Source organism: Roseburia hominis A2-183 (genome assembly GCF_000225345.1).
Taxonomy (GTDB): Bacteria; Bacillota; Clostridia; order Lachnospirales; family Lachnospiraceae; genus Roseburia; species Roseburia hominis.
On sequence record NC_015977.1, the window covers coordinates 3,387,956 to 3,409,138 of the forward strand.

At 49.4% G+C, this 21,183-nt stretch carries 18 protein-coding genes; 3 read left to right on the top strand and 15 right to left on the bottom strand.

Translation table 11 applies throughout. The annotated features are described in order from the left end of the window. Nucleotide 1 precedes the first annotated feature (1 nt). Both RHOM_RS15440 and RHOM_RS15445 read right to left on the bottom strand, forming a co-directional pair. Complete coding sequence (locus RHOM_RS15440) at nt 2–2,026, bottom strand: sensor histidine kinase (protein WP_014081207.1); 2,025 nt, start codon at nt 2,024–2,026, stop codon at nt 2–4. 12 nt (nt 2,027–2,038) lie between these two features. Continuing rightward, nucleotides 2,039–2,731 carry a response regulator transcription factor gene (locus tag RHOM_RS15445; RefSeq protein ID WP_014081208.1) on the bottom strand — a complete coding sequence of 231 codons (693 nt, stop codon included), beginning with the start codon at nt 2,729–2,731 and terminating at the stop codon, nt 2,039–2,041. A gap of 227 nt (nt 2,732–2,958) precedes the next feature. Between RHOM_RS15445 and RHOM_RS15450 the strand changes: the two genes are divergently transcribed. After that, nucleotides 2,959–4,011 (top strand): LCP family protein, encoded by a 1,053-nt coding sequence (locus RHOM_RS15450; protein ID WP_044025101.1) that lies wholly within the window; start codon nt 2,959–2,961, stop codon nt 4,009–4,011. Nucleotides 4,012–4,224: 213 nt separating this feature from the next. After that, nucleotides 4,225–4,539, top strand: coding sequence for a helix-turn-helix transcriptional regulator (locus tag RHOM_RS15455; protein WP_014081210.1), 315 nt, complete (start codon nt 4,225–4,227; stop codon nt 4,537–4,539). Here the strand turns inward: RHOM_RS15455 and RHOM_RS15460 are convergent. Together RHOM_RS15460 and RHOM_RS15465 are read right to left on the bottom strand one after the other, a co-directional pair. After that, complete coding sequence (locus tag RHOM_RS15460; protein ID WP_014081211.1) at nt 4,526–4,996, bottom strand: hypothetical protein; 471 nt, start codon at nt 4,994–4,996, stop codon at nt 4,526–4,528. The two genes, RHOM_RS15455 and RHOM_RS15460, sit on opposite strands and share 14 nt — an antisense overlap. Before the next feature lie 92 nt (nt 4,997–5,088). Further along, a complete protein-coding gene (locus RHOM_RS15465) occupies nt 5,089–6,492 on the bottom strand; it encodes an MATE family efflux transporter (RefSeq protein WP_242823144.1) in 1,404 nt (467 codons plus the stop codon). 194 nt (nt 6,493–6,686) lie between these two features. Here RHOM_RS15465 and RHOM_RS15470 point away from each other — a divergent pair, with 194 nt between their 5' ends. Further along, nucleotides 6,687–7,523: a helix-turn-helix transcriptional regulator gene (locus tag RHOM_RS15470; protein WP_014081213.1), complete on the top strand. Its 837-nt coding sequence runs from the start codon at nt 6,687–6,689 to the stop codon at nt 7,521–7,523. Between the two features lie 53 nt (nt 7,524–7,576). Here the strand turns inward: RHOM_RS15470 and RHOM_RS15475 are convergent, their stop codons facing one another. The 11 genes from RHOM_RS15475 to RHOM_RS15525 all read right to left on the bottom strand — a co-directional run bounded on the left by RHOM_RS15475 (nt 7,577) and on the right by RHOM_RS15525 (nt 21,106). After that, complete coding sequence (locus RHOM_RS15475) at nt 7,577–8,350, bottom strand: hypothetical protein (protein WP_014081214.1); 774 nt, start codon at nt 8,348–8,350, stop codon at nt 7,577–7,579. A gap of 16 nt (nt 8,351–8,366) precedes the next feature. Beyond that, nucleotides 8,367–10,349: a bifunctional metallophosphatase/5'-nucleotidase gene (locus tag RHOM_RS15480; RefSeq protein WP_014081215.1), complete on the bottom strand. Its 1,983-nt coding sequence runs from the start codon at nt 10,347–10,349 to the stop codon at nt 8,367–8,369. A gap of 276 nt (nt 10,350–10,625) precedes the next feature. Next, entirely contained in the window at nt 10,626–11,525 is a 900-nt protein-coding gene (locus RHOM_RS15485; protein ID WP_014081216.1) for an RpnC/YadD family protein, read from the bottom strand. A gap of 871 nt (nt 11,526–12,396) precedes the next feature. Beyond that, nucleotides 12,397–13,884 carry a bifunctional metallophosphatase/5'-nucleotidase gene (locus RHOM_RS15490; RefSeq protein WP_014081217.1) on the bottom strand — a complete coding sequence of 496 codons (1,488 nt, stop codon included), beginning with the start codon at nt 13,882–13,884 and terminating at the stop codon, nt 12,397–12,399. Nucleotides 13,885–13,907: 23 nt separating this feature from the next. After that, nucleotides 13,908–14,717: a phosphonate ABC transporter, permease protein PhnE gene (phnE, locus tag RHOM_RS15495; protein ID WP_014081218.1), complete on the bottom strand. Its 810-nt coding sequence runs from the start codon at nt 14,715–14,717 to the stop codon at nt 13,908–13,910. A 16-nt stretch (nt 14,718–14,733) separates the two neighbouring features. Then, nucleotides 14,734–15,555 carry a phosphonate ABC transporter, permease protein PhnE gene (gene phnE / locus RHOM_RS15500; protein WP_014081219.1) on the bottom strand — a complete coding sequence of 274 codons (822 nt, stop codon included), beginning with the start codon at nt 15,553–15,555 and terminating at the stop codon, nt 14,734–14,736. Further along, complete coding sequence (gene phnC, locus RHOM_RS15505; protein ID WP_014081220.1) at nt 15,555–16,316, bottom strand: phosphonate ABC transporter ATP-binding protein; 762 nt, start codon at nt 16,314–16,316, stop codon at nt 15,555–15,557. The genes phnE (RHOM_RS15500) and phnC overlap by 1 nt, the downstream gene beginning before the upstream one ends. Before the next feature lie 105 nt (nt 16,317–16,421). Continuing rightward, nucleotides 16,422–17,534 carry a phosphate/phosphite/phosphonate ABC transporter substrate-binding protein gene (locus RHOM_RS15510; protein WP_014081221.1) on the bottom strand — a complete coding sequence of 371 codons (1,113 nt, stop codon included), beginning with the start codon at nt 17,532–17,534 and terminating at the stop codon, nt 16,422–16,424. A 37-nt stretch (nt 17,535–17,571) separates the two neighbouring features. After that, complete coding sequence (locus tag RHOM_RS15515) at nt 17,572–18,546, bottom strand: LacI family DNA-binding transcriptional regulator (RefSeq protein WP_014081222.1); 975 nt, start codon at nt 18,544–18,546, stop codon at nt 17,572–17,574. A gap of 185 nt (nt 18,547–18,731) precedes the next feature. Next, on the bottom strand, nt 18,732–19,901 hold the full coding sequence (alr, locus tag RHOM_RS15520; RefSeq protein WP_014081223.1) for an alanine racemase: 1,170 nt from the start codon (nt 19,899–19,901) through the stop codon (nt 18,732–18,734). A gap of 635 nt (nt 19,902–20,536) precedes the next feature. Beyond that, nucleotides 20,537–21,106 (bottom strand): hypothetical protein, encoded by a 570-nt coding sequence (locus RHOM_RS15525; RefSeq protein WP_143761755.1) that lies wholly within the window; start codon nt 21,104–21,106, stop codon nt 20,537–20,539. Nucleotides 21,107–21,183: the final 77 nt, after the last annotated feature.

Consider the following 21,183-nt stretch of genomic DNA (forward strand, 5'->3'; position numbering starts at 1 on the left):
ATCACTGCCCCCTTTCTTCCTGTCCCTCCACATAGAGCGGAAGAGCGATGGTCGCCTTAAACAGGTCTCCATCCACAGAAATATCAAACATTCCTCCCATAAGAAGCGTGAGATTCTTCGCGATGGAAAGTCCCAGACCGCTTCCCTCCGTCGTTCTGGAGGAATCCCCCCGGATAAACCGTTCCGTCAGATCTTCCACTTCGCTGTTCTCTCTTGCCAGTGACCGCGCCGAAACATTCTTAATAGAAAAGACGGCACGTTCTTCGTCCGCCTGCACTTCCACATAGACACGCGTCTTTTGAAGTGCATACTTGGCGACATTATTATAGAGATTCTCGATCACGCGGTAGAGGTGCCGTCCGTCTGACCAGATGTAGACCGCCTGGCGCGGAAGCTTTGTCACTATCGTAAGTTCTTTGTCCTCGAACTTTTCATTGAATTCGCCGCCAGTCTGGCACACCAGTTCCACAATGTCGATCTTGTGCATCTCAAGCTTCACATTCCCGGAACTGACCTTGGATGCCTCCACCAGATCTTCTGTGAGCTGCTTTAAGCGCTGGGACTTTTCGTCCAGGATCTTCACGTAGTTTTTCACGCGCTCGTTGTCCACATCCTCGCGCTGTATAAGGTTGACATAATTGATAATCGATGTCAGCGGTGTCTTGATGTCATGGGAGACGTTGGTAATCAGATCCGCTTTCATGCGCTCGTTTTTCGTGCTGTCGTCCACGGCATGCAACAGTCCGGCGCCGATATTGTTGATCGTCTCCGCCAGCTTCCGGTCCTCACCGTGAAGTTCTTCAACGTCAATCTTGGCAGAGAGATCACCGTCCGCAATCTCCTCAACTCCCTGCAGGATCTGATAGTGCTCCACCGCTTTCCGGAGCAGAATGTATGCCTCCATGGCGCTGAATAAGAGCAGGGCAATGAGTGCCGGCACATTTCTGTAGTAAAACGCTCCCGCCGCCAGGAAAAAGCAGACGATCATATGAATCGCAAAGATCATCAAAATCTTAACTGTGACAGACCTTTCCCGGAACGTCTTCTCAATCCCGCGTCCAAGCCAGCACACAAGGCTGTTCTCCCACATCACTTCCGCTTTCAGGCGACGCACCATACTCAGATAGAAGATAAGAAACAGCGTATCAATGAGAAAACTGATGGTCCCTGATGCGACAAGGAGACCTGCAACCTCCCATTCCCGGCTGCTTGCTCTCGCAAGCAGCATAACCAGCTCCGCCGATAAAAACACAAAGCCAGCAATCATAAGTTCGGTCTTGATGCGGTCAATGGAGCTTAAGGCGATGCCTTCCTCCCCCTCCTTGTGTCCCGCTGCCAGTGTCAGGTACACAAGCGTCAGAATCCAGCCCAGCAGACTGATAATTGCCCCTGCAATGCTCACTTTGATCCACGGATGAAGCCTTTCATATTCTATCTTGGCATCCCGCAGATCATCCCCTGCCGAAAGCTGTGTGTCCACGCCGATGACAAGCACCACGTCTTCCAGGGGCCAGTAGATCTGATTGCCGTTATTGCTGAAAAAATAATTCTCCAGTCCCCGGATATCCGTGCCAAATTCCTTGTCTTCCATATCGTAAAGCAGATAATCTCCCATGGTCTTTGCCTCCATGAGAACCGTCTGCGTATCGAACTGCTGCCCCTCTCTGGTATCTGGCTGATTAGTATACCACACGCCATTGATCTTATACCAGTAGCAGAAATTTGTACTCTCCTGCTTAAATTCATTGGTATACTGCAGATAGCGTTTCTCATCCTCCGCTGTCCGAAGCGCGCCTTTCTGTGTTAGGAGCAGATAATCGTTCAGATCATTGCACTTCTGCTCCATGCATTTCAGATAATACCCGGAACTAAGGAAATCATCGGTTCCAATATCGGTAAGCTCCAGAATATTCTTGCTGACAAGCGATGCCAGAAGGAACACGGACACTGTAAGAACGATTGTAAAAAAGGAATGAAGGAGCACTCCCGTTATTTTCATTCCGTAACTGTAGGATCTTTTCTCCATAAAGACGCTCCTCTAGTTCTTGTCAATCTTATAGCCCACGCCCCAGACTACCTTGAGGTAGCGCGGCTCTTTCGGGTTGATCTCGATCTTCTCGCGGATATGGCGGATATGAACCGCCACCGTATTGTCCGCACCGATCGCATCCTCGTTCCAGATGCTCTCATAGATCTGGTTGATAGAAAATACCTTCCCCTGATTCTTCACAAGGAGAAGCAGAATGTTGTATTCAATCGGCGTCAGCTTAACCGTCTCCCCGTCCACCGTGACCTCTTTTAAATCATCGTTGATCGACAGACCGCCGACGGTATATACGGACGCGTCGTTCTCTGCCGCATTGCCAAGCTGCGTATAACGGCGAAGCTGCGACTTTACACGTGCCACCAGTTCCAGAGGATTGAACGGCTTTTCCACATAATCGTCCGCGCCGATATTAAGTCCTAAAATCTTGTCCGCATCTTCCGTTTTCGCAGATAGAATAATGATCGGGATACTGCTCTCCTCCCGGATCTTTAACGTTGCCCGGATGCCGTCCAGCCGCGGCATCATGACGTCGATGATCAGAAGATGGACTTCTTTTTCTTTTAAGATCTCAAGCGCTTCCTCTCCATCGTACGCCTTTAATACCTGATAGCCTTCCTGCTGTAAGTATATGTCGATCGCTTCCACGATCTCTTTGTCATCATCACATACCAGAATTGTCTGCATTCTCTTCTCTCCATTCTAACGTGGCAGATATCGCACTGCATATCAGCCTTTCTATTGCCTGTTTTCTTCATTTTAACAGACACGCGCAAATTGTTATAGAGGAGATTTCTTAATTATTTTTAAAAATCTGCGCGCAAAATTAAGAGAATCTTTATTGCGGGCGGCATATTCCCGCTTTAAGATAAGCAGGTAACCCAACCATGCTTTTATTCTGGAGGATCTTTGATATGAAAAAGAAAAAAACGAAGAAACGCCGCAGAGTCATTTTGCTGATTGCAGAAATTATTCTGATTCTTCTGCTGACTCTTTTGTTGTTTGCAGTTGTAAAACTTTCAAAAATACAGAAAACAAAGCTTGACATGGATCAAGTCGCCATCAATGAAGATCTGTCCTCCGAAACAATGGATGCCATGTCAGACTATCGCACAGTTGCTCTCTTCGGTCTGGACAACCGTACAAACAATTCCCTGTCCAAAGGGCGGAGCGATGTCATTATGCTCGCCAATATCAACAACAAAACGCACGAGGTCCAACTGGTCTCCATCTACCGGGATACCTATCTGGACACCGGCAGCGGAGTCTTTGAAAAATGCAACGCCGCCTACGCAAAAGGAGGACCCGAGCAGGCGCTCTCAATGCTCAATACCAATCTCGATCTTGCAATCACAGATTATGTGACGGTGGATTTCAGTGCAATTGTCGAATGTGTGGATCTGCTGGGCGGCGTGGAAATGACGATCACCGATGACGAAGCCAGCCTGATGCTCGGCTATATTCAGGAATTAAACCGCCTTACCGGAAATACCGCTTCCTGCCCGTCTTCCGGCGGAACTTACACCTTAAACGGCGTGCAGGCAACGGCATTTGCACGAATCCGTTACGGCGGCGGTGATGATTACAAGCGCACGGAACGTCAGCGTGCGGTACTTTCAGCTATGATTGCCAAAGCACAAAAATCCGATCTGAAGACGCTCAACGCACTAATCAACACTCTCTTCAGCGATATTCAGACCAGCTTCTCCAATGCGGATCTGCTTGCACTCGCCACCAATATTTTTAATTACAAGCTCAGCGAGACCAACGGGTTCCCATATGAAAAAACCGCCCACCGCTATAACAAAGTGGGAGATGTCGTGATTCCCTGCGACCTATCGTCCAATGTCACGGCACTTCATCAGTTCCTCTATACAGATATGGCTTACACGCCTTCCGATACAGTGAAAAACAACAGTGAAATGATCACCAGCAAAACCGGTTACCGCGAGGGCGACGGCTTCTGATCCCGCTTCAAATGGGCTTTCTGCCATATCAGTGACAACTGCGCCTTTAATGATAAAAATACACCTGCTATGATATTCTTTATCTTCAGCGGGTGTATTTTTTCATGTCCTGCATATTCTAAGTAGTATCGTTTTCAACTTACAGTTGATCTCTTCATAACCGCAAGTATGGGAAACATGCACTAGACTAAGCAGGAAAGCGAGGCGTTGATTATGGACAAGAATATGGCAGACCGTTTAATTGAATTACGTGAAAAGAATCATCTGTCCCAGAGTGCAGTCGCAAATCGTCTCGGTGTAACGCCTGCCTTAATCAGCGCTTATGAGAAAACGGAGCGTAACCCCAGTCTGGAGCGCCTGATCGCACTGGCTGATATCTATCACACATCCACGGACTATATTCTCGGACGAACCACGACCGATTCCTACGCTACGATCATCGAGGTAAAAGACCTCACCGATGCGCAGATCCGTATTCTGCGTGAACTTGTCGAAGTCATGAAGCACACGGACGCTACCCGGTCGTAGTGTCACTCTTTCTTTTGTCTCTTTTGTCTGTCCCTCCTCTTCTCCTGTGTCTTTTATTCTTATCCCTTTTATCTGTGTGATCTGTATTCTGTTCCCTCTTCATCTGGTCTTTTTCACTTAGTTCCCGCGCCATCTGCAAAAGAACCTCTGTGCGGTCACCGAGCCGGGCATACGCCTGATCCTCCCGGATTCTTCGGATTGCAAAATGCCTCTTGGAAAAGATGACGATCATGTCAATGATCAGATAAGACAGCGCAATATTGGGCGTAATCCCTGTAAAATAGTAAAATAAGATGCAAAAAATTGCCGGTCCGATCAATACCAGCGAATACAGGTTGTTGCGCTGTATGTTCGTCATAAGATAAAACCAGCTCTCTTCGGGATCCGCATCCACCCAGTGTGCGCGTTCGTATGCAAATCTTTCCCGCCTTTTCAGAATTCTATCTTTAATACTCATGTCCTGTCCTTTATTCTATCGAATTGATACTGTTTTAGACATTTTAACATAGAGTTGAAATATTTGCAATCTATAGGTGTAGTTTTTATTTCTTAATTTTTCCGTTCTCCGCCAAAATACCGCACATCGTATGTGTTACAGATTCTGCGTATCTCGATGACGCCCACCACCGCTGCAAGCACGCCGCTCGCCACATTGCTCACCGCCATGACAATGCCGGCGCTGACGTTTCCGAGATCCGTGAACTGCTGCAACGCCCAAAGTACCGGCACTCGGAACAGAAAGACACGGCAGAAGTTCATGACCAGCGTCACACGCGTCTTTCCAAATCCATAGAGCAGCGCCATTACCGCCGCGTTGACGCCGAGCGGGATTGCTCCGACCGCCTCAAACCGGTAAATCTGTTTGATCATCTCGGCAAACTCTGCATTGTCCCCGGCAAAGAGACCTGCCAGCTGGTTTAAGCATAACAGCGACGCCGTCATGATGACCAGTCCGATGAGCATGTCAATGTAAAGCACCCAGCGGAACGCCAAAAGCGCGCGCTTCGGTCTGCCAGCCCCCAGATTCTGACTGATAATGGAGGAGCCTCCCTCCTGAAATCCGTTCTGCGGGTTTGTCGTGATTCCGCCGATATTGTTGGAGATTCCAAGCGCTCCCACCGTCCAGGAACCGTAGACGGTACTCATCGAATTGACAATCACCTTTCCAACCGCAAACGCAATCCGCTCCACGATGACCGGAAACGACAGCGTGAGCATCGGGCAGATGACCTCCTTTTTTATGGAGATGGCACGCAATGAGAAGCCAAACGCATTTCCCTTCTGGTTCATATTGATGCACGCAGCGAGAAGAAGAAAGCTCTGTGAGATGATCGTCGCACAGGAGATCATATTGATGCCTCCGTCCAGCCCGTAGACAAACCATGCCGTCAGCCCCAGTTTCACTACGATGACCGCCGTATTGAGAATCAGAATCCGTTTGGAATTTCCTCTGGCACGCTCAATGGCGATGTAGACGTTATTGAAAAACGTGATGACCATTCCGAACAACTCCAGCCTGAAATACGTGCTCCCGTCCGCAATAAATTCTTCCGGTGTATTCATCAGGCGCAGGAACTCCGGCGTGAACGGCACCAGGACAAGCAGTATTGCGATACCGAGCGCCCCGCACATGGCAAACATTGTGCTGACACGCTTTTTTACCAGCATGAAATCGCCGGCCCCATATGCCTGGCTCACCTTGATGCTGGCGCCCACCGCAAGCCCGGTTCCCACCGCCGAGATCATCATGTTGATCTGGGACAAATACGCGACCGCGGACACCGCGGATGCGCCGATATGTGACGCCATCATGGTATCGAGTATCTTAAAAAGCTGGTTCAGGCTCTCATAGAGCGCCAGTGGAAATCCCACATACAATACCACCCGCCACATGGGTCCGTTCAGGGAAAACTCGCGAAATTGTTCGTCCTTTTTTGAAAGATCTGCCTGCATGTTCTTCTCCATTCTTTTTGTATCTGCGTTTCTTTACTTTTCTGTTCTCCCATGGTATAACAAAAATATATTTATTTATACGAATTTTTTCCGTTATTTTGCTTTATACTACTGATTTTTTGTCATTGCAGGCAAAAATCCAGAATCACCATTCCGCAGAAACCTTCACGGAACCAGGAACAGGAGTTATACCCATGAACGATTTCGCTTCCTCCAGCTGTCACGACCGCATTGCCGATTTTAAAATTACGCAGGTACAGCGCGATTCGCATTTTGATATGGGAGAATCCCATTATCACCCGTACTACGAATTTTATTACCTGCTGTCCGGTCAGTGCCGCTGTTTTATCAGCCACAGCATTTACCGGCTCTTTCCAGGGGATCTGATTATGATTCCTCCCTCTGTGCTGCACCGCGTTCTCTATGAAACCAAGCGTCCTGCCGAGCGCATCAACATCTTTTTTTCGGAAGATTACTTACACCGGGTGTCTGCCGCCAGCGGCCCGGATCTTTGCGTCGGGCTTTTTTCCCGCAGCAGACTCACCATTCCGTCTTCCAGCCGTCCGCAGTTAGAACGCCTGATGACGCGCCTGCGCCTTGAATCCGAAAGCAGCGATCCTTATGCACCGCTCATGACCAAAAGTCTTTTTTCAGAGCTTCTGGTTGAGATCGCGCGCTGCCAGGATGTCCACCAGACTCCGCAATTTCTGGACGAGACCAGCACCGCCATCCAGGAAAGCGCGCGCTACATCTACGAACATTACGAGGAACCGGTCTCACTGGCAGCCGCCGCGGCGGTCGCACATATGAATCCCACTTATTTTTCCAAAAAATTCCGGGAGACAACCGGATTCGGATTTAAGGAATACTTAACGCACATCCGCCTTCAGAACGCCGCGCACCTTCTGTGCACGACGGACACTTCGATCACTGAAATTGCCTGGATCTGCGGTTTTTCTGACGGCAATTATTTCGGGGATGCGTTCCGGAAGCACTATGGCATGTCGCCGCGCGCCTACCGGTTAGAGTAAAAAAAGAGAGCGGATCTTCCACCAATTGGATATCCACTCTCTCTTCAATTCTATTACTTCGACCGCTTGCCAAAGAAAGAATGGCGCTCCGGTTTCTTCTCCTCTTTGCCGCCGTCAGCGTCTTCTTTCCATTTGAAGTATTCCGCATCGAGATTTACTTTTATCTCCGCCCCGGTCTCACCGGTGTTCTTCTCCGGCTCTTCCTCCGGTTCCTCTGTCTCTAACGGAATTCCATTCTTCTCAAAATACTCTTCGTTTATCTTGATCTCCGGCTTTACGGATGCATAGACGGAAGTCGCCTCTTCTTTCTCCTGCCCGCGCTTCGCGCGTTCCTTTGCAATCTCCTTGTTGCGCTGCTCGATCAGATTCATGTATTTGTTCGTATCCCTTAAATCCTCAAGGTGGCTCTTTAACTCCGACTGATCCCTGCGCACATTTGACTTTTCCTGCGCGAGCGCATCATTCATCTTATCGCAGATCTCCCGGACAGAGTCCATCGCATCCTGCATAATATCCTGTACGCGGCGAAGTGCCTCATCCGTATACATGACCGATCCGGCATACACATCCTCCGCCATGCGGTTCGCATCCTCGACAATACCGTCCGTTTTCCTGCGGAACTGCCGTTCTGCTGCATCGCGGCTCTGCTGGGTAAGCTCATGTTCCTCCATGAGTTCGTAGATGCAGACATTCAGACGCTGCAGGAGATTTAACGCCTTCTTTTTGTCTATGATAACCCGGTTTGTCGCTTTATCATACATCTCGCTGTTGGCATACATGATATGCATTTCCCGCAACACCTGCTCTGTCTTATCCTGCGCACTCATAATGGTCTCCTGTATTTCAATTATCTTTTATGTATTGTATCCGCGCTTTCCGTCTCCGTATGCGTTTTATCAATTTTACCACTAACACAATCAGTAATACAACCAGAATTATCACAATCAGAATCACGGCGACAATCATAGCCGCATATTTATTCGGGCTCTTTACAAGATCGCCGAGCGAGCGGCTCTCATCCACCACCTTGCGGTCGTGCATCTGGCTGTAGTAAGACGGCACATTGGCAATACCGTCGCCGTCCGTATCCTCAAAGGACTGCATATATCTGGCAATCGAATCCCACGCTTTTAACTCGCGGTTCCCCTCCATCACGATGACGTCCTCAAAATCCTCGATCGGCGTTCCGTCCGCATACTTTGGCACAAGCGACAACAGTCCGTGCGACATATCCGTCACCGCGCTTAACATCTGTCCGCTGTAGAGATCTGCCACAACGCGGTACAGCTTATCGTCCTCAAGCCCCACGCGGCTTCCGTTCTCATCGGTCAGATAAATATCCGTCACCCTGTTTAAAATCATGCGGTTCGGATTGTATGTAAAATGAAGTCCGCTCATATAAAGTCTGGCTGTCGTCATGTAATCGGAGACGGACGCGTCAATCTCCGCGGCTGTGCGAAGTTCCTTCCCTGTCAGATAGACACTGATCAGCGGGTATCCCGGCACGCCGTCCGGACCGATGCCAAGGGAAAAAGAATTAAACACCTGCTCCACCGTAATGTCCCCGGCCGTGTAGGTATCGCGCACCGTACCGCTCGGAACCACGGCAACATCCACCGGCACACCGTCAAAATCATCGGAGTTCTCCACGGCATACACATAGGCGTCCGACATCAAATCTCCCAGATTGTGTTCCGTGTGCTCATACTCAAGATCATGCAACGTGGAAAACTGCACATTATTGGTTGCAAGCACCTCATCCTTGGTGTACCCGAAATCTGCAAGATAACCAGTATCCACCGCTTCCATGAAGCCATCAATCTTCTCCTGGGTCGCTCCGTCTGCAGTGATGGTCGAAAGAATCGGAACCAGTTTATAATCCGCTATCTCCCATCTGCCATCGCTCTTCTGGGTCATGGAAAGTTCTCCGATCTTCTTGCCGTACTCTCCCGTGGATACAATATACGTGTCGCCGTGCACGATCGGCTCCGCGAGCTCTGTGTGGGTATGACCGCTGATAATCAGGTCAAGATCCGGCACACTCCTGGCAAGAATCTCATCCTCGGATTTGCTCTCATCCTCCCACGTACCGCTGTGTGATACGCAGACGATCATGTCCACATCCTCATTTGCCTTGATCTCTGCCACCGTCTCCTTGACTGCTTCCACCGGATCGCGGAATAACAGTTCACAGGTCGGCGCGCAGGCAAGTGCGTCCACACCGAACACACCTGTCACAGCAACATTGACATCTCCCTTTTGCAGCACGACATAATCCTTCACGCCGTACTCCTCAAATCCGCTTAAAATCTGCTGCTGTCCGTCGTTTAACCCCGCAGCCTCCATCGCATCCCAGTCTACATTACACACCACAAGCTCCGGCAGTGCGTCGCCGCTTTCGGCTGCACTCTTCAGCATCTGTGCCAGTCCGCTGGAACGGTAATCAAACTCATGGTTACCAAACGTCGTCACTTCACAGCCGATTGCGCCCAGCATCCGAAGCTCTGCCGCCTCATCCTCATAGACGGTCTGCACCAGCGTACCCATGGAAAAATCACCGCCATCGACAACGAGCGTGTCCGGATTCTCCGCTTTCTGCTCATCAATCACTGTCTTGATCCTTGCAAATCCGCCCACCTCTGTGGATTCTCCGTCAATCACCGTGGAAAAACTGTTCAGATGGGAGTGGGTGTCGTGCGTGAACACCACATCCAGTGTCTTCCCGGCCGCCTCCGCAGCCGCAGTTATCTGTGCGCCGCCGGCAAACAGCGGCACGGTCAGAACTGCCGCAAGCAGCCCCGCCAGAATTCTTCTTTTGTTTTTCATGCAAAAACCCTCCTTAATTGTGAAATATACTCCCCATTTATACTCATCGGGCCCCTTAGATCCCGATCAGCTCTTAAGATAGGTTTATTCTACCACGAAATGAGGTCTGACGCAATGTAACGCGGTAACGCAAAAAGAAGCCCGGCATGCTGTGATGTGTCTGTCAGCATGCCGGGCTCAGATGTCTGTAGCGGTCTGTCTCCGTCCGTCTATACAGCATCATACCTGTGTACTTGTGCACCTATCTGTCAGCACCCTGTCTCTGGCAGCCTCGGACTAAGAGATCTTCTTGCCGGAGTACCTTGCAAAATACTCCTGTGCCGTCTGGCAGGATATGTTCAGCCTCTCCTGCAGCCGCTCAAGAATCTCCTTCTTCGATACGCCGTAGGCACATCCGGTCTCCACAATCCCCTGTGCCAGACCCCGGTTCAGACCTTCCTGCTCCCCCGCTTCGTACTCCGCTTTGCGAAGCTTCTTCTCTTCATATTCCTTATCGTATTCCAGAATACTCACCATTTCCACCTCCGCACGATTCTTCCGAAGGAAATCCGCTAAGATCCCTTCCGCAATACACTCCTTAATCGCCCGCCGCACCGCCTCTTCCAGCTTCATAGAAGCGGTGTACCCGCGGACTCTTGCCACATACTGTGCATATTCCTTCAGCATCCTGCACTGCTCCATAAGCTCTGCATTATGTCCGGCATTGATGTTAAGCACCCTAACCTTCAATTCCAGATTCGGCTCTCCCTCAAAGTGTTCATATGCCTGTGACAGTCGAAGCTCCGTGCGCTCCTCCATGTCCTCCGCGCCATTGTAAAACACGATAAACACGGGAGCAGGAATCTTCAGCAATGCGGACGAATACAGCGACTTGTCACTCACATACTTCTGATATTCCAAAGAAATATAGAACAGATCCCGCAGTGGCATGTTCGGGTTCTTCGTCGACTGATGCTCGTACAGAGAGATGTGCAGATCCAGTAAAAATGCCAGATCGTTCTTCATCCCCATGTAGACTGCATTGTCCAACGTGACAATCTCAAGCTCCTTGGCATCCTCATATGACCTTCCGGTCACGGCATTGTAAAGCGACAGCAGATTCTTCTCGTCTGAAAAGAGCATGCGGAATACCGTATCCTTGTACTCCCGCCTCGCCTTCGGCCTCTTCTCTTCCATATGCAGTTCCCCCTTTTTGCAGGAACCGCCACCCCAGCGTCCCTGCTTTTCTCGTTCGTTGATTGGATAAAAAGCATAGACCTCTGAAATGTGATAAGAAAATAGACGGTGCGAACACCCTGAACTCGTAAGAAATATGCTTTTGTTGAACATATTTTAACACAGAATGCGGTTATTCTACAAGAGTCTTTTTATTAAAAACGATTAAAGGATGGAACTGCCGCAATGAGCATATCGTGCTTTGGAGTGATAAGTAATATTATTAGAAGACCAGAGAACAAAAAAGTTCCAGAATAAACAGACGGCGGCAAATTCTTTGAAGCAAAATTCGAGTATTTCTTCCATGCCGTGGCTGGCATCCCATTCCGTGTCTTGGCCACGTTTGGACACTCACGGAGTGTGTCCGACAAGCCGCAGACAATGAGCGGACTTTCTGGTGTCCCTAATGGCATCTCTTCACAGACAATATAAAACCGCGCGAACCGAACTCGCCGGCATCTGCTATTGAAAATAGGGCAGATGCCGACTCAGACAGCGGCTTCGCGCGGTTATGTTTTGTTCAGAGGTGCCATAAGGGACACACACAAAAGTCCTAAAATTGTCTGCTGGCTTGCGGACACAGTCCGTAGAGTGTTTCAAACTTGGAAAGACACGGATCATCACGGATGCCGGCTGCGGCATGGTTAGAAATACCGGATTTTGCGGTCAGAATTTGCCGCCGCATGTTTATCTGGAACTTTTAAGTATCTATTTCTCATAGTATTACTTATCACCCAAAAGAGGGCTATGCTTATTGCAACAATTCCATCCTTTTCGACACTTTCGGCACTTGTGTTCAATTTATCTTTTTATTTTTGTGCAATACCTACAATTACACTTCCACATAAGGATTCTCTTTGAAATATTCCAGAATGAGTTCCACCATCTCCGTATTGATTTCACGGACAAGTTCACATTCCGTATATACTTCATATCCGCCCGCTCCGCTGTAACGGTAATTGTTAAGGCACAGCGTAAAAGAATCTGTCTCCGTTACCGTCTTTCCCTGGTAAGTCAGATTTTTAATCCTGTTTCCGACCGGTGCAGCCGGGTCAATCTCATATGCTGCCCCCATATAGTAGTCATAGTTATAGTGCTCCACCTTCGGCACAAGGAAGCTTTCCGCAACCTGCACCGTTCCATCCGTGGCGACGGCAAAATACTCCGCGCTCCGCTCCATCACCTGCTTTAACTGTTTTCCACTGATCCTGCATACGATGAGCGTATTCGGATACGGATAGGTTGCTATAATGTCGCGGACACTCACCTCGCTGCGAAATCCGGCGATCTCATTGGCAAGACCGACCGCTGACAGCTGTGCGCCGGAAAAATGTAACTGTATCCGGTTTAAAAAATCGGCAATCGGCGAACCGTGCAGCGCCATTTCCGCTTTTTCTCCGGGAAGAAGCGCCCGGCTTAAATGCCCGATCGGCTGATCCAGCCAGCTCTGTACCCGCTCTTCCTCTGCGGCATACTTTTCGCATAATGCACCGACAGCATTTGCTCCGTCGGCGACACGCTTCTCGGAGCGGACAACAAGTCCGTCTTTTGTCCGCTCCGCTTCCAGATAGTGATACTCTTTGGCATTCTCAAGCGGCTGTACCACATAAGTTCCGTGCACATACTGCCCGTCGACGGACATATGCTGGTGCCCGGTCAGCAGAATGTCAAAATCCAGTTCCTTACAGATGCGGTATCCGACATTCTCCGTCGTCTTCTGCAGGCGCTCTCCGGTCTTTAAATCACACTCAAATCCGCCGTGGTAGATGCAAAGCGTAATGTCCACCTCTTTTTTCAGATGCAAAAGCGCCTCTTTTGCCGCCTCAAATGGGTCTGTAATGCAAATTCCCGCGAGATTTTCCTTCCGCTCCCACACATTCACATAGTCTGTCACAATACCGACAATCCCGACCCGGAGTCCGTTTCCAAGCGTGTGGATCACATACGGATGGCATGCTCTTCCCGCCTCATCTACAACATTCTGGCAGACACACGCGCCGTGATGAGCCTCTATGTAAGCGTTCTGATAGTCCATCCCATAATTAAAATCATGGTTGCCGAGCGTATAATAATCGTAGCCGCAGTCGTTCATGATATCCACAATGGCCTGCGGCGATCCTGACTTCTGCCTGCAATAGTAGGCAAAGGCGGAGCCCTGCAATATATCTCCGCCATCAATTACCAGTGTATTCTCATCTTTTTTGAAATCCCGGGCAAACGAGAACAGCCCCAGATCTTTTCGTTTCAAATCCCCGTAAGTCGTTGGGTAAAAATACCCGTGAACATCCGAGGTAAAATATATCTTTAACGTTTGTTCCATCTTATCCCTCAGTCGTATTATAGTTATCCCCGCGTCAGCTTCACACGGATCTTTGTGGAGATTACTTCCACAATCAGAATCAGCACGATCAGTCCTGCAAGGATTGCACCCACCTGATTCCATTTGTACGCGCTCATTGCAAAAATAAGCGGCGCACCAATACCGCCGGCACCTACCAGACCAAGCACAGTCGCATCACGAAGATTCATGTCAAAACGATAGATTAACGTTGACATAAAGTCCGGGAATAACTGTGACAGAATGCCATAACGGATCTTCTGGAACATCGTGCATCCCGCTGCATCAAGCGATTCCAGTATCTTGGTGTCAAGGTCTTCGATACTCTCAATAAACATCTTGCTGATCATACCGATCGAGCACAGGGACATCGTCAGAAGTCCCGCAAATGGTCCCGGTCCCGTCACACGGATGAACATCAGTCCATATACAAATGCCGGTATTGTGCGGATCGCCATAATAAACACACGGAAAATCAGTGCAATCGGCTTCGGAACAAGGTTGGCTGCAGCCAGAAAAGACAGCGGGATCGAGAGCACTGCTCCCACAATCGTACCCAGAAATGCGATACACATTGTCTCCAACAGCAGATACGCCACGCCGGAGGTTGTAAAATTAAATAAGAGCGCTGTGTCCGGATGAAAAATGCCGCTGATAATCTTTCCCGCTACCGTAAGCCCATCGCCGCCTGTTGTTCCGCTTTGCACCGTGGACATCGACCATGCCAGAAGTGCTGCAACGATGAGTGCCACAAGAATCTTCGCATACCACGTCTTCGGCTTCTGCTCATACATTTTATCTATTTCTTTTTTCATTCTGCCTTGTCCCCTCCTAGGTAAGCTTCTTACGAATATAATGGCTGAGTGCCTCGATCACGAGCACCGTTCCGAATAATACCACGAGGATCATGCCCACGCTGTCGTACTCTCTCCAACCGATCTTCTCGTTTAAGATCAGACCGAGTCCTCCGGCACCTACATATCCCAGGATTGCCGCATAGCGGACATTTCCCTCAAAACAGAACAGGCAGACGGAAAGATATGCCGGAAGCACCTGCGGCTGGATCGCTGCCAGAAATGCCTGTGCCCTGCCAGCTCCCATCGCTTCCATCGCTTCGTAAGCTCCCATGTCAACCGTCTCAATCAGCTCGTAAAGCTGCTTGCCGACATAAGCAAATGTAAAGACGGCAATTGCCACAGTTCCTGCCATTGTTCCAAGTCCCCAGATATAAGTCGCAATCAGTGCTGCCACCAGGGTCGGAATCGTACGCACGATACTTAAGAAGATACGCACCACGCCCAGAACGACCTTATTTTTGACCAGATTGCTGGATGCCAGGATGGCAAATGGAATTGCCAGAACCCCACCGATGAAGGAGCCGAGCAGCGACATCTTGATCGTATCTAAAAGCGGTCCCCAGATACTGCTTAAATATCCCGTCTTTGGCGGAAACATCTGTCCTAATATGACAAAAAACTGATTTCCGCGTGTGAGAATCGTATTGAGCGAAAAACCGGTAATCCGGACGGAAATGACGGTCGCAATCAGAAGCAGAAGAAGTACAAGCGGTGTGCGCGTGCGTTTTTCCTCCACTACTTTTCCGTCGGATAACACCAGTTTCTTCGGCTTGAAAATTTTATCATATATTCCCATCAGGCTTCCTCCACCTCATCCGGTATCTTTCCGGCATAGATCATGTTTAACACATCCTCTGTCACATCCGCGGAAGGTCCGTCATAGACGATCTTTCCGGCGCGGATACCGATGATCCGGTCCGCATAGGCAAGCGCCAGTTCTACGTGGTGGATATTGATCAAAATGGTAATGTTCATTTCCTGATTGATCTTCTTAAAATCGCTCATTACCTGCTTTGCTGTTACCGGATCGAGCGCCGCTACCGGCTCATCCGCGAGGATGATTTTCGGATTCTGTGCAAGTGTGCGGGCGAGCGCCACGCGCTGCTGCTGTCCGCCTGAAAGCTGGTCCGCACGGATATATGCCTTATCTAAAATGCCCACTTTGTCGAGTGCCTCCAAAGCGTTCAACTTGTCTTCTTTTTTAAATATACCGAGTAATACACGCCAGAACGGCATCTCAGGCACTTTTGCCATCAATACGTTGCGGATGACCGTGGTGCGTGTCACAAGATTAAAGGATTGAAAAATCATTCCGATATTGCGGCGGAATTTCCGCAGTTGTTTTCCTTTGAGGTTCTTAACCTCCTGTCCGTCCACTGTAAGCGTACCGGAAGTAATGTCATGCATACGGTTGATCGTGCGAAGCAGTGTCGATTTTCCTGCTCCCGAAAGACCGATGATTCCCACAAACTCGCCCTGCTCAATCGTAAGATTGACATCGTCGAGTCCAACCACGCCGTTGGGATATACCTTGGATACGTTTGAAAACTCTATCATAAATGCTCCTTCCACATTGCCTTAAAAAATGTGCAGCACAGCGGAGTGATGTCTCTTTCCAAGATCACTCCGCTGACACTGCACCCTTTGTCTGCCCGTTTCTGATTAGTTGGCTGCGTTCAGTTCCTGAATCAGCTTCTGTGCTTCTCTTTCCTTATCATAGTCAGAAGACTGTGCCGGCTCATATCCGTTGTGGCTGTAGATTGCGATAACCGCCTTGCCCTCTTCGGTATTGCCGATGTTGATCAGTGCTGTCTGAATGGCTGTCTTTAAGTTCTCATCCATGTACGGAGAGGTCTTGCTCACACAGACGGTATCGTTGTAGATCGGATCTGTCACACCGATGACGTTCGTCTCCTCCCAGATGGAAGCAGAGCGTCCATACTCGCTGGTCCAGTTTTCCTCGTAGTCACGTCTTGCGTCTGCGTAGGTTACCAATACATCTACCTGTCCGGATGCAAGTCTTGCGAATGCACTTGCATAGGAATCAGACTGTACTGCATTGGAAAGATCTGTGATGCCCTTGCCGTAACGATCCTGCATCCATAATGCCGGGTAAATGTAGCCTGCCGGTGAAGAAGAAGACATCACGCTCCAGTTTGCGCTATCCAGATCATCCCAGGTAAGCTCCTCTCCGGAATTTACCTTGTCTGCAAGCTCCTGTCCTTTCTCAGAAGGACCTGCGATGAACAGAGCACGGTAAGATACTGCCTGCTTGTCAGATGCCTCTGTCGGCTGTCCGTCATTCCAGTCCGCCGGATTGTCGGAGTCCTTGTTCAGACCATCTCTGGTTGCGGTCAGGATCACATCACATCCGTCATCATAGAGCACGTAAGTACCGCCCGGAATAAATCCAACATCCGCTGTTCCGGCGGAAAGTGCCTCGCCTACTGCCTCGTATGTCGTACCTACGGAAATGTTTACACTGTCTACATCATAGCCCAGTCCCGCAAGCTCGTTCTTTAACAGATCACTCAACGGCTCTGTTGCAGTTACGATCTCTTCCGGATCTCTGGACGGTACAAAATATACGTTTAACGCATCCAGATGCACATTCTCAGCGGAAGCTGTCTGGCTCTCCGTAGTAGCAGCTGCTGTCTCGCCTGCTGCTGCACCTGCATTGCTGTTATCTGTTGTCTCTTCTGTGTTACTTCCACAGCCTGCAAATGTACCCATGCACATTGCTGCTGCCAGTAAAGTAGCTGTCAATCTCTTCATAATTGCAAATTTCTCCTCTCTGCAGTGAAACAATTATTCATGCACTGTCGCCCAGTTCCAATTTTGTCGGCAGGTAAACCTTCATACTGTCCACGCGCTTGTCGATGATTCGTTCCAGCAAAAGCTTGATTGCTGTTGACCATACAATATCCGGCAGCATCCGAAGACTGGTATATGTCGGATATTTCGTCTGCAGCGTCTCAATATCACGGTAAATGACAACCGCAACATCCTTCGGAATCCGGTATTTTAATTCTTTTACCGCTTCCAGGGCGCCTTCTGCCACCTCATCATTTCCAAGCACCAGAACTTCCGGTACATCATCTGTCTCCAGAAGTTCTCTGGTCAGACGGTAGCCGCTCTCTCTGCTGATTTCACCCACACAGAAATAGTGCTCCTTATAGCACCCTCTCTGCGCAAGGATCTCCGTCAGTCCCATTAAGCGGTGGGTACCGATCCGTACACCATCCTTCTCATAGATACCGCCGATATAACCGATACTCCGGTATTCCTTGACATCCAGAAGATAGTGTACCATATCCTTTAAGCCCTGCTCATAGTCCATGATAATCTGGTCAAACTCATAATCTTTCTGATCCGAATTGACAAACAGGATCGCATCACTCTGTTTTCGCAGAAAATTTATCTCTTCCTCCGAAAAAGATCCAAATGCGAGAATCCCGTCGACATCTGCATCTTCCCTGCAGGTGATCCGCAAAAAGCTGACGTCCACCTTCTGCGGCATCGTCGCTGCGATATGGTCCAGCGATGCCAGTCGTATGTCGTGCCTGTCCCCTCTTACCAGATGCCAGTCTGCCACACCGATCGTAACATGGGTCTTATTCTGCGCATGACGCATCTTAGGCGGAATATAGTTTAATTCGTGGGCAATCTTTAAAATCTGGCTCCTGACTTCTGCTGTGACGTTCAATGTCTCATCCTGATTCAGTACCCTCGATACAGTCGCCGGTGATACCTTTGCTAACTCTGCAATTTCTTTGATTGTTGCCATATAATCACGCCTTTCTTCTGCATTATATTTCACGTTTTTTTTAATTTCAATAGCGTTAGTAAACTTTTACTAAATTTTTACTAGATTTTACATAACCTATACATAAGGCTTATAAATCGGCATCTTTTCGCTTATAAAAAAACCGGAAATGCCATTTTCTGACATCTCCGGTCCGTCCGCCTCCTCTATCCTCTTAACAGAAGTTCCTTTTCCACAACTTTGCCATTTCTGATATAGATACGCGGCACACGTTTGCTCACCGCGCAGGTAAGCTCGTAAGGAATCGTCCCGGCAAGTGCCGCAAGATCATTGATGGAGTTCTGTTTTCCGAACACCTCGACCTCGCTTCCAACATCCACACCCATTTTTCCTGTCAGATCGATCATACACATGTCCATGCAGATCTTCCCGCGCTGCGGAGCCGGTCCCTCTTTTGTCATCAGCGCGCAGCGGTTGGAAAGACAGCGGAAAAAGCCATCGGCATAGCCGTAGGGAACCACGCCGATCCGCGTGGTATGCTCTGTCTTAAAAATGCCGCCGTAGCTGATCGCCGTCCCTGCCGGATAGATCTTGATGGTGCTGACCGTCGTCTTTAATGTCATGACCGGCAAAAGCCCCAGCTCGTCCGCAAACTCCCCGTAGCCGTACAGAAGCAGTCCCGGGCGCACCATATCAAGAAAGGTCTCCGGATATCTTGCAACCGCGCCGGTGTTCGCGCAGTGACGGAGCGCGAACTTTCTTCCCAGGCGCTTTTCGACTTCCTCAATCACGCGCATAAACAGGTCGAACTGATGCTCCGTGTATTTTTTGCAGTCCTCGCCAGGCTCGTCCGATACCGCGAAATGCGTAAAGATACCCTCCGCATCCAGTCCTGGCAGCGAGCAGCCGTGACAGATTCCCGCCACGCCCGTCTCAAAATGATCTCCGTCGCACAGATATCCCAGACGCGACATTCCGGTATCCACCTTGATGTGGATCTTTAAGATGCCGCCGCACTTGACCGCCTCTTCGCTGTACTCAAGCGCTTTCGCCTCACAGCTGACCGCCTGTGTAATGTGATATTTGATCAGTCTTGATACCTGCTCCTTCGGTGTGTGTCCGAGAATTAAAATCGGCATCGTAACGTCATTTAAACGCAACTCGACCGCCTCATCAATACTGCTGACCGCCAGATAATCCGCACCAAGCTCCTGCAGCAGATGCGATACCTGTACAGAACCGTGTCCGTAGGCATCCGCCTTCACAACCCCCAGAAACTTTACATCTGCACCGATTCTCTCTCTTAATTTATGATAATTGTGTGCCAGGGCATCCAGATCAATCTCCGCCCAGGTACGTCTCAATGTCGACTCCATGCCGCACTGCCTCCCGCTTCATTTCTTCTATATTTATACGAATACTATAATCCACGCGCCACATTTATGCAAACAAAAAGTTCCCTTCCATGCTTTGCCTTGATAAGTAATATTATAAGAAACACACTTGGGGATTTCATGTGGAAATACAGATGGAATATTCGGTTCAAAAAATATGGCATTTCTAACCAACCGAATGGTTGCATCTTCGATGATCCGTGTCTTTCCAAGTTTGGAGCACTCCACGGGTCATGTCCGCACTCCGGAAGACAATTTGTAGGACTTTTGTGTGTGTCCCTTATGGCACCTCTGAACAAAACATAACCGCGCGAAGCCGCTATCTGAGTCGGCATCTGCCCTATTTTCAATAGCAGATGCCGGCGAGTTCGGTTCGCGCGGTTTTATATTGTCTGTGAAGAGGTGCCATTAGGGACACCAGAAAGTCCGCCCATTGTCTCCGGTGTGTCGGACATGCACCCGTCGGATTGTCCAAACGTGGAAAAGACACGGAATCTGATGCAACCATTCGATCGGAAGAAATGCTCACATTTTTCTCCAACGAATATTCCATCTGCATTTCCATCTGAAATCCACACGGTGTGTTTCTTATAATATTACTTATCCCCAAAAGAGATCTATGCTTCCTCCACTTCAAAGTAGCTGCTCCAGTTCGCGGACAACTTCTCATGCAGGGTGCTTACCACAGAATCCAGATCTTCAATGGTTGGCAAGCCCATATTTGCCGCTCCTTCGTTCATTGCGGTGGCAAGTAATGCAAGATTATCCTCGTCACCCAGATCCTCCAGCGATAATCCCAATTCATCCAGCTTCATCAGGATGCTGTCCGGATTTGCGCGGAATGTCTCTGACAACTCCTCAAGCAATGCCTCTGTTCCTGTCGCTGCGGTTCCCTGCGTCTCTGTCGTTCCCGTGACCTGTGTGCTCTCCGTCGTCTCGTCTGTCTCCTCCGTCTCCTGCGGCGGCATCGGCGGCATTGGCGGGCGTTCTCCGCTCATCATCCCCTGTGCATTGTAAGTGCTGCTCGGCATCGGAATGTCCATGTCCATCTGGCTGATGCCCGGCACATAACTGTCCGTAGCGCTGTTCTCTTCCTTCTGCTGTGCGGCCTGGCTCTCCTGCATCTTCTGCTTCCACTCTTCCAGTGCTTCCAGATATGCCTCGTAACTTGAACTCTCGACCTTCATAACCAATTCCTTTCTGAGGTGGTTCCTTCCCGAAATTGTGCCATCCTTTGCATTTTCCTCAAAATAGCTATCGGTTC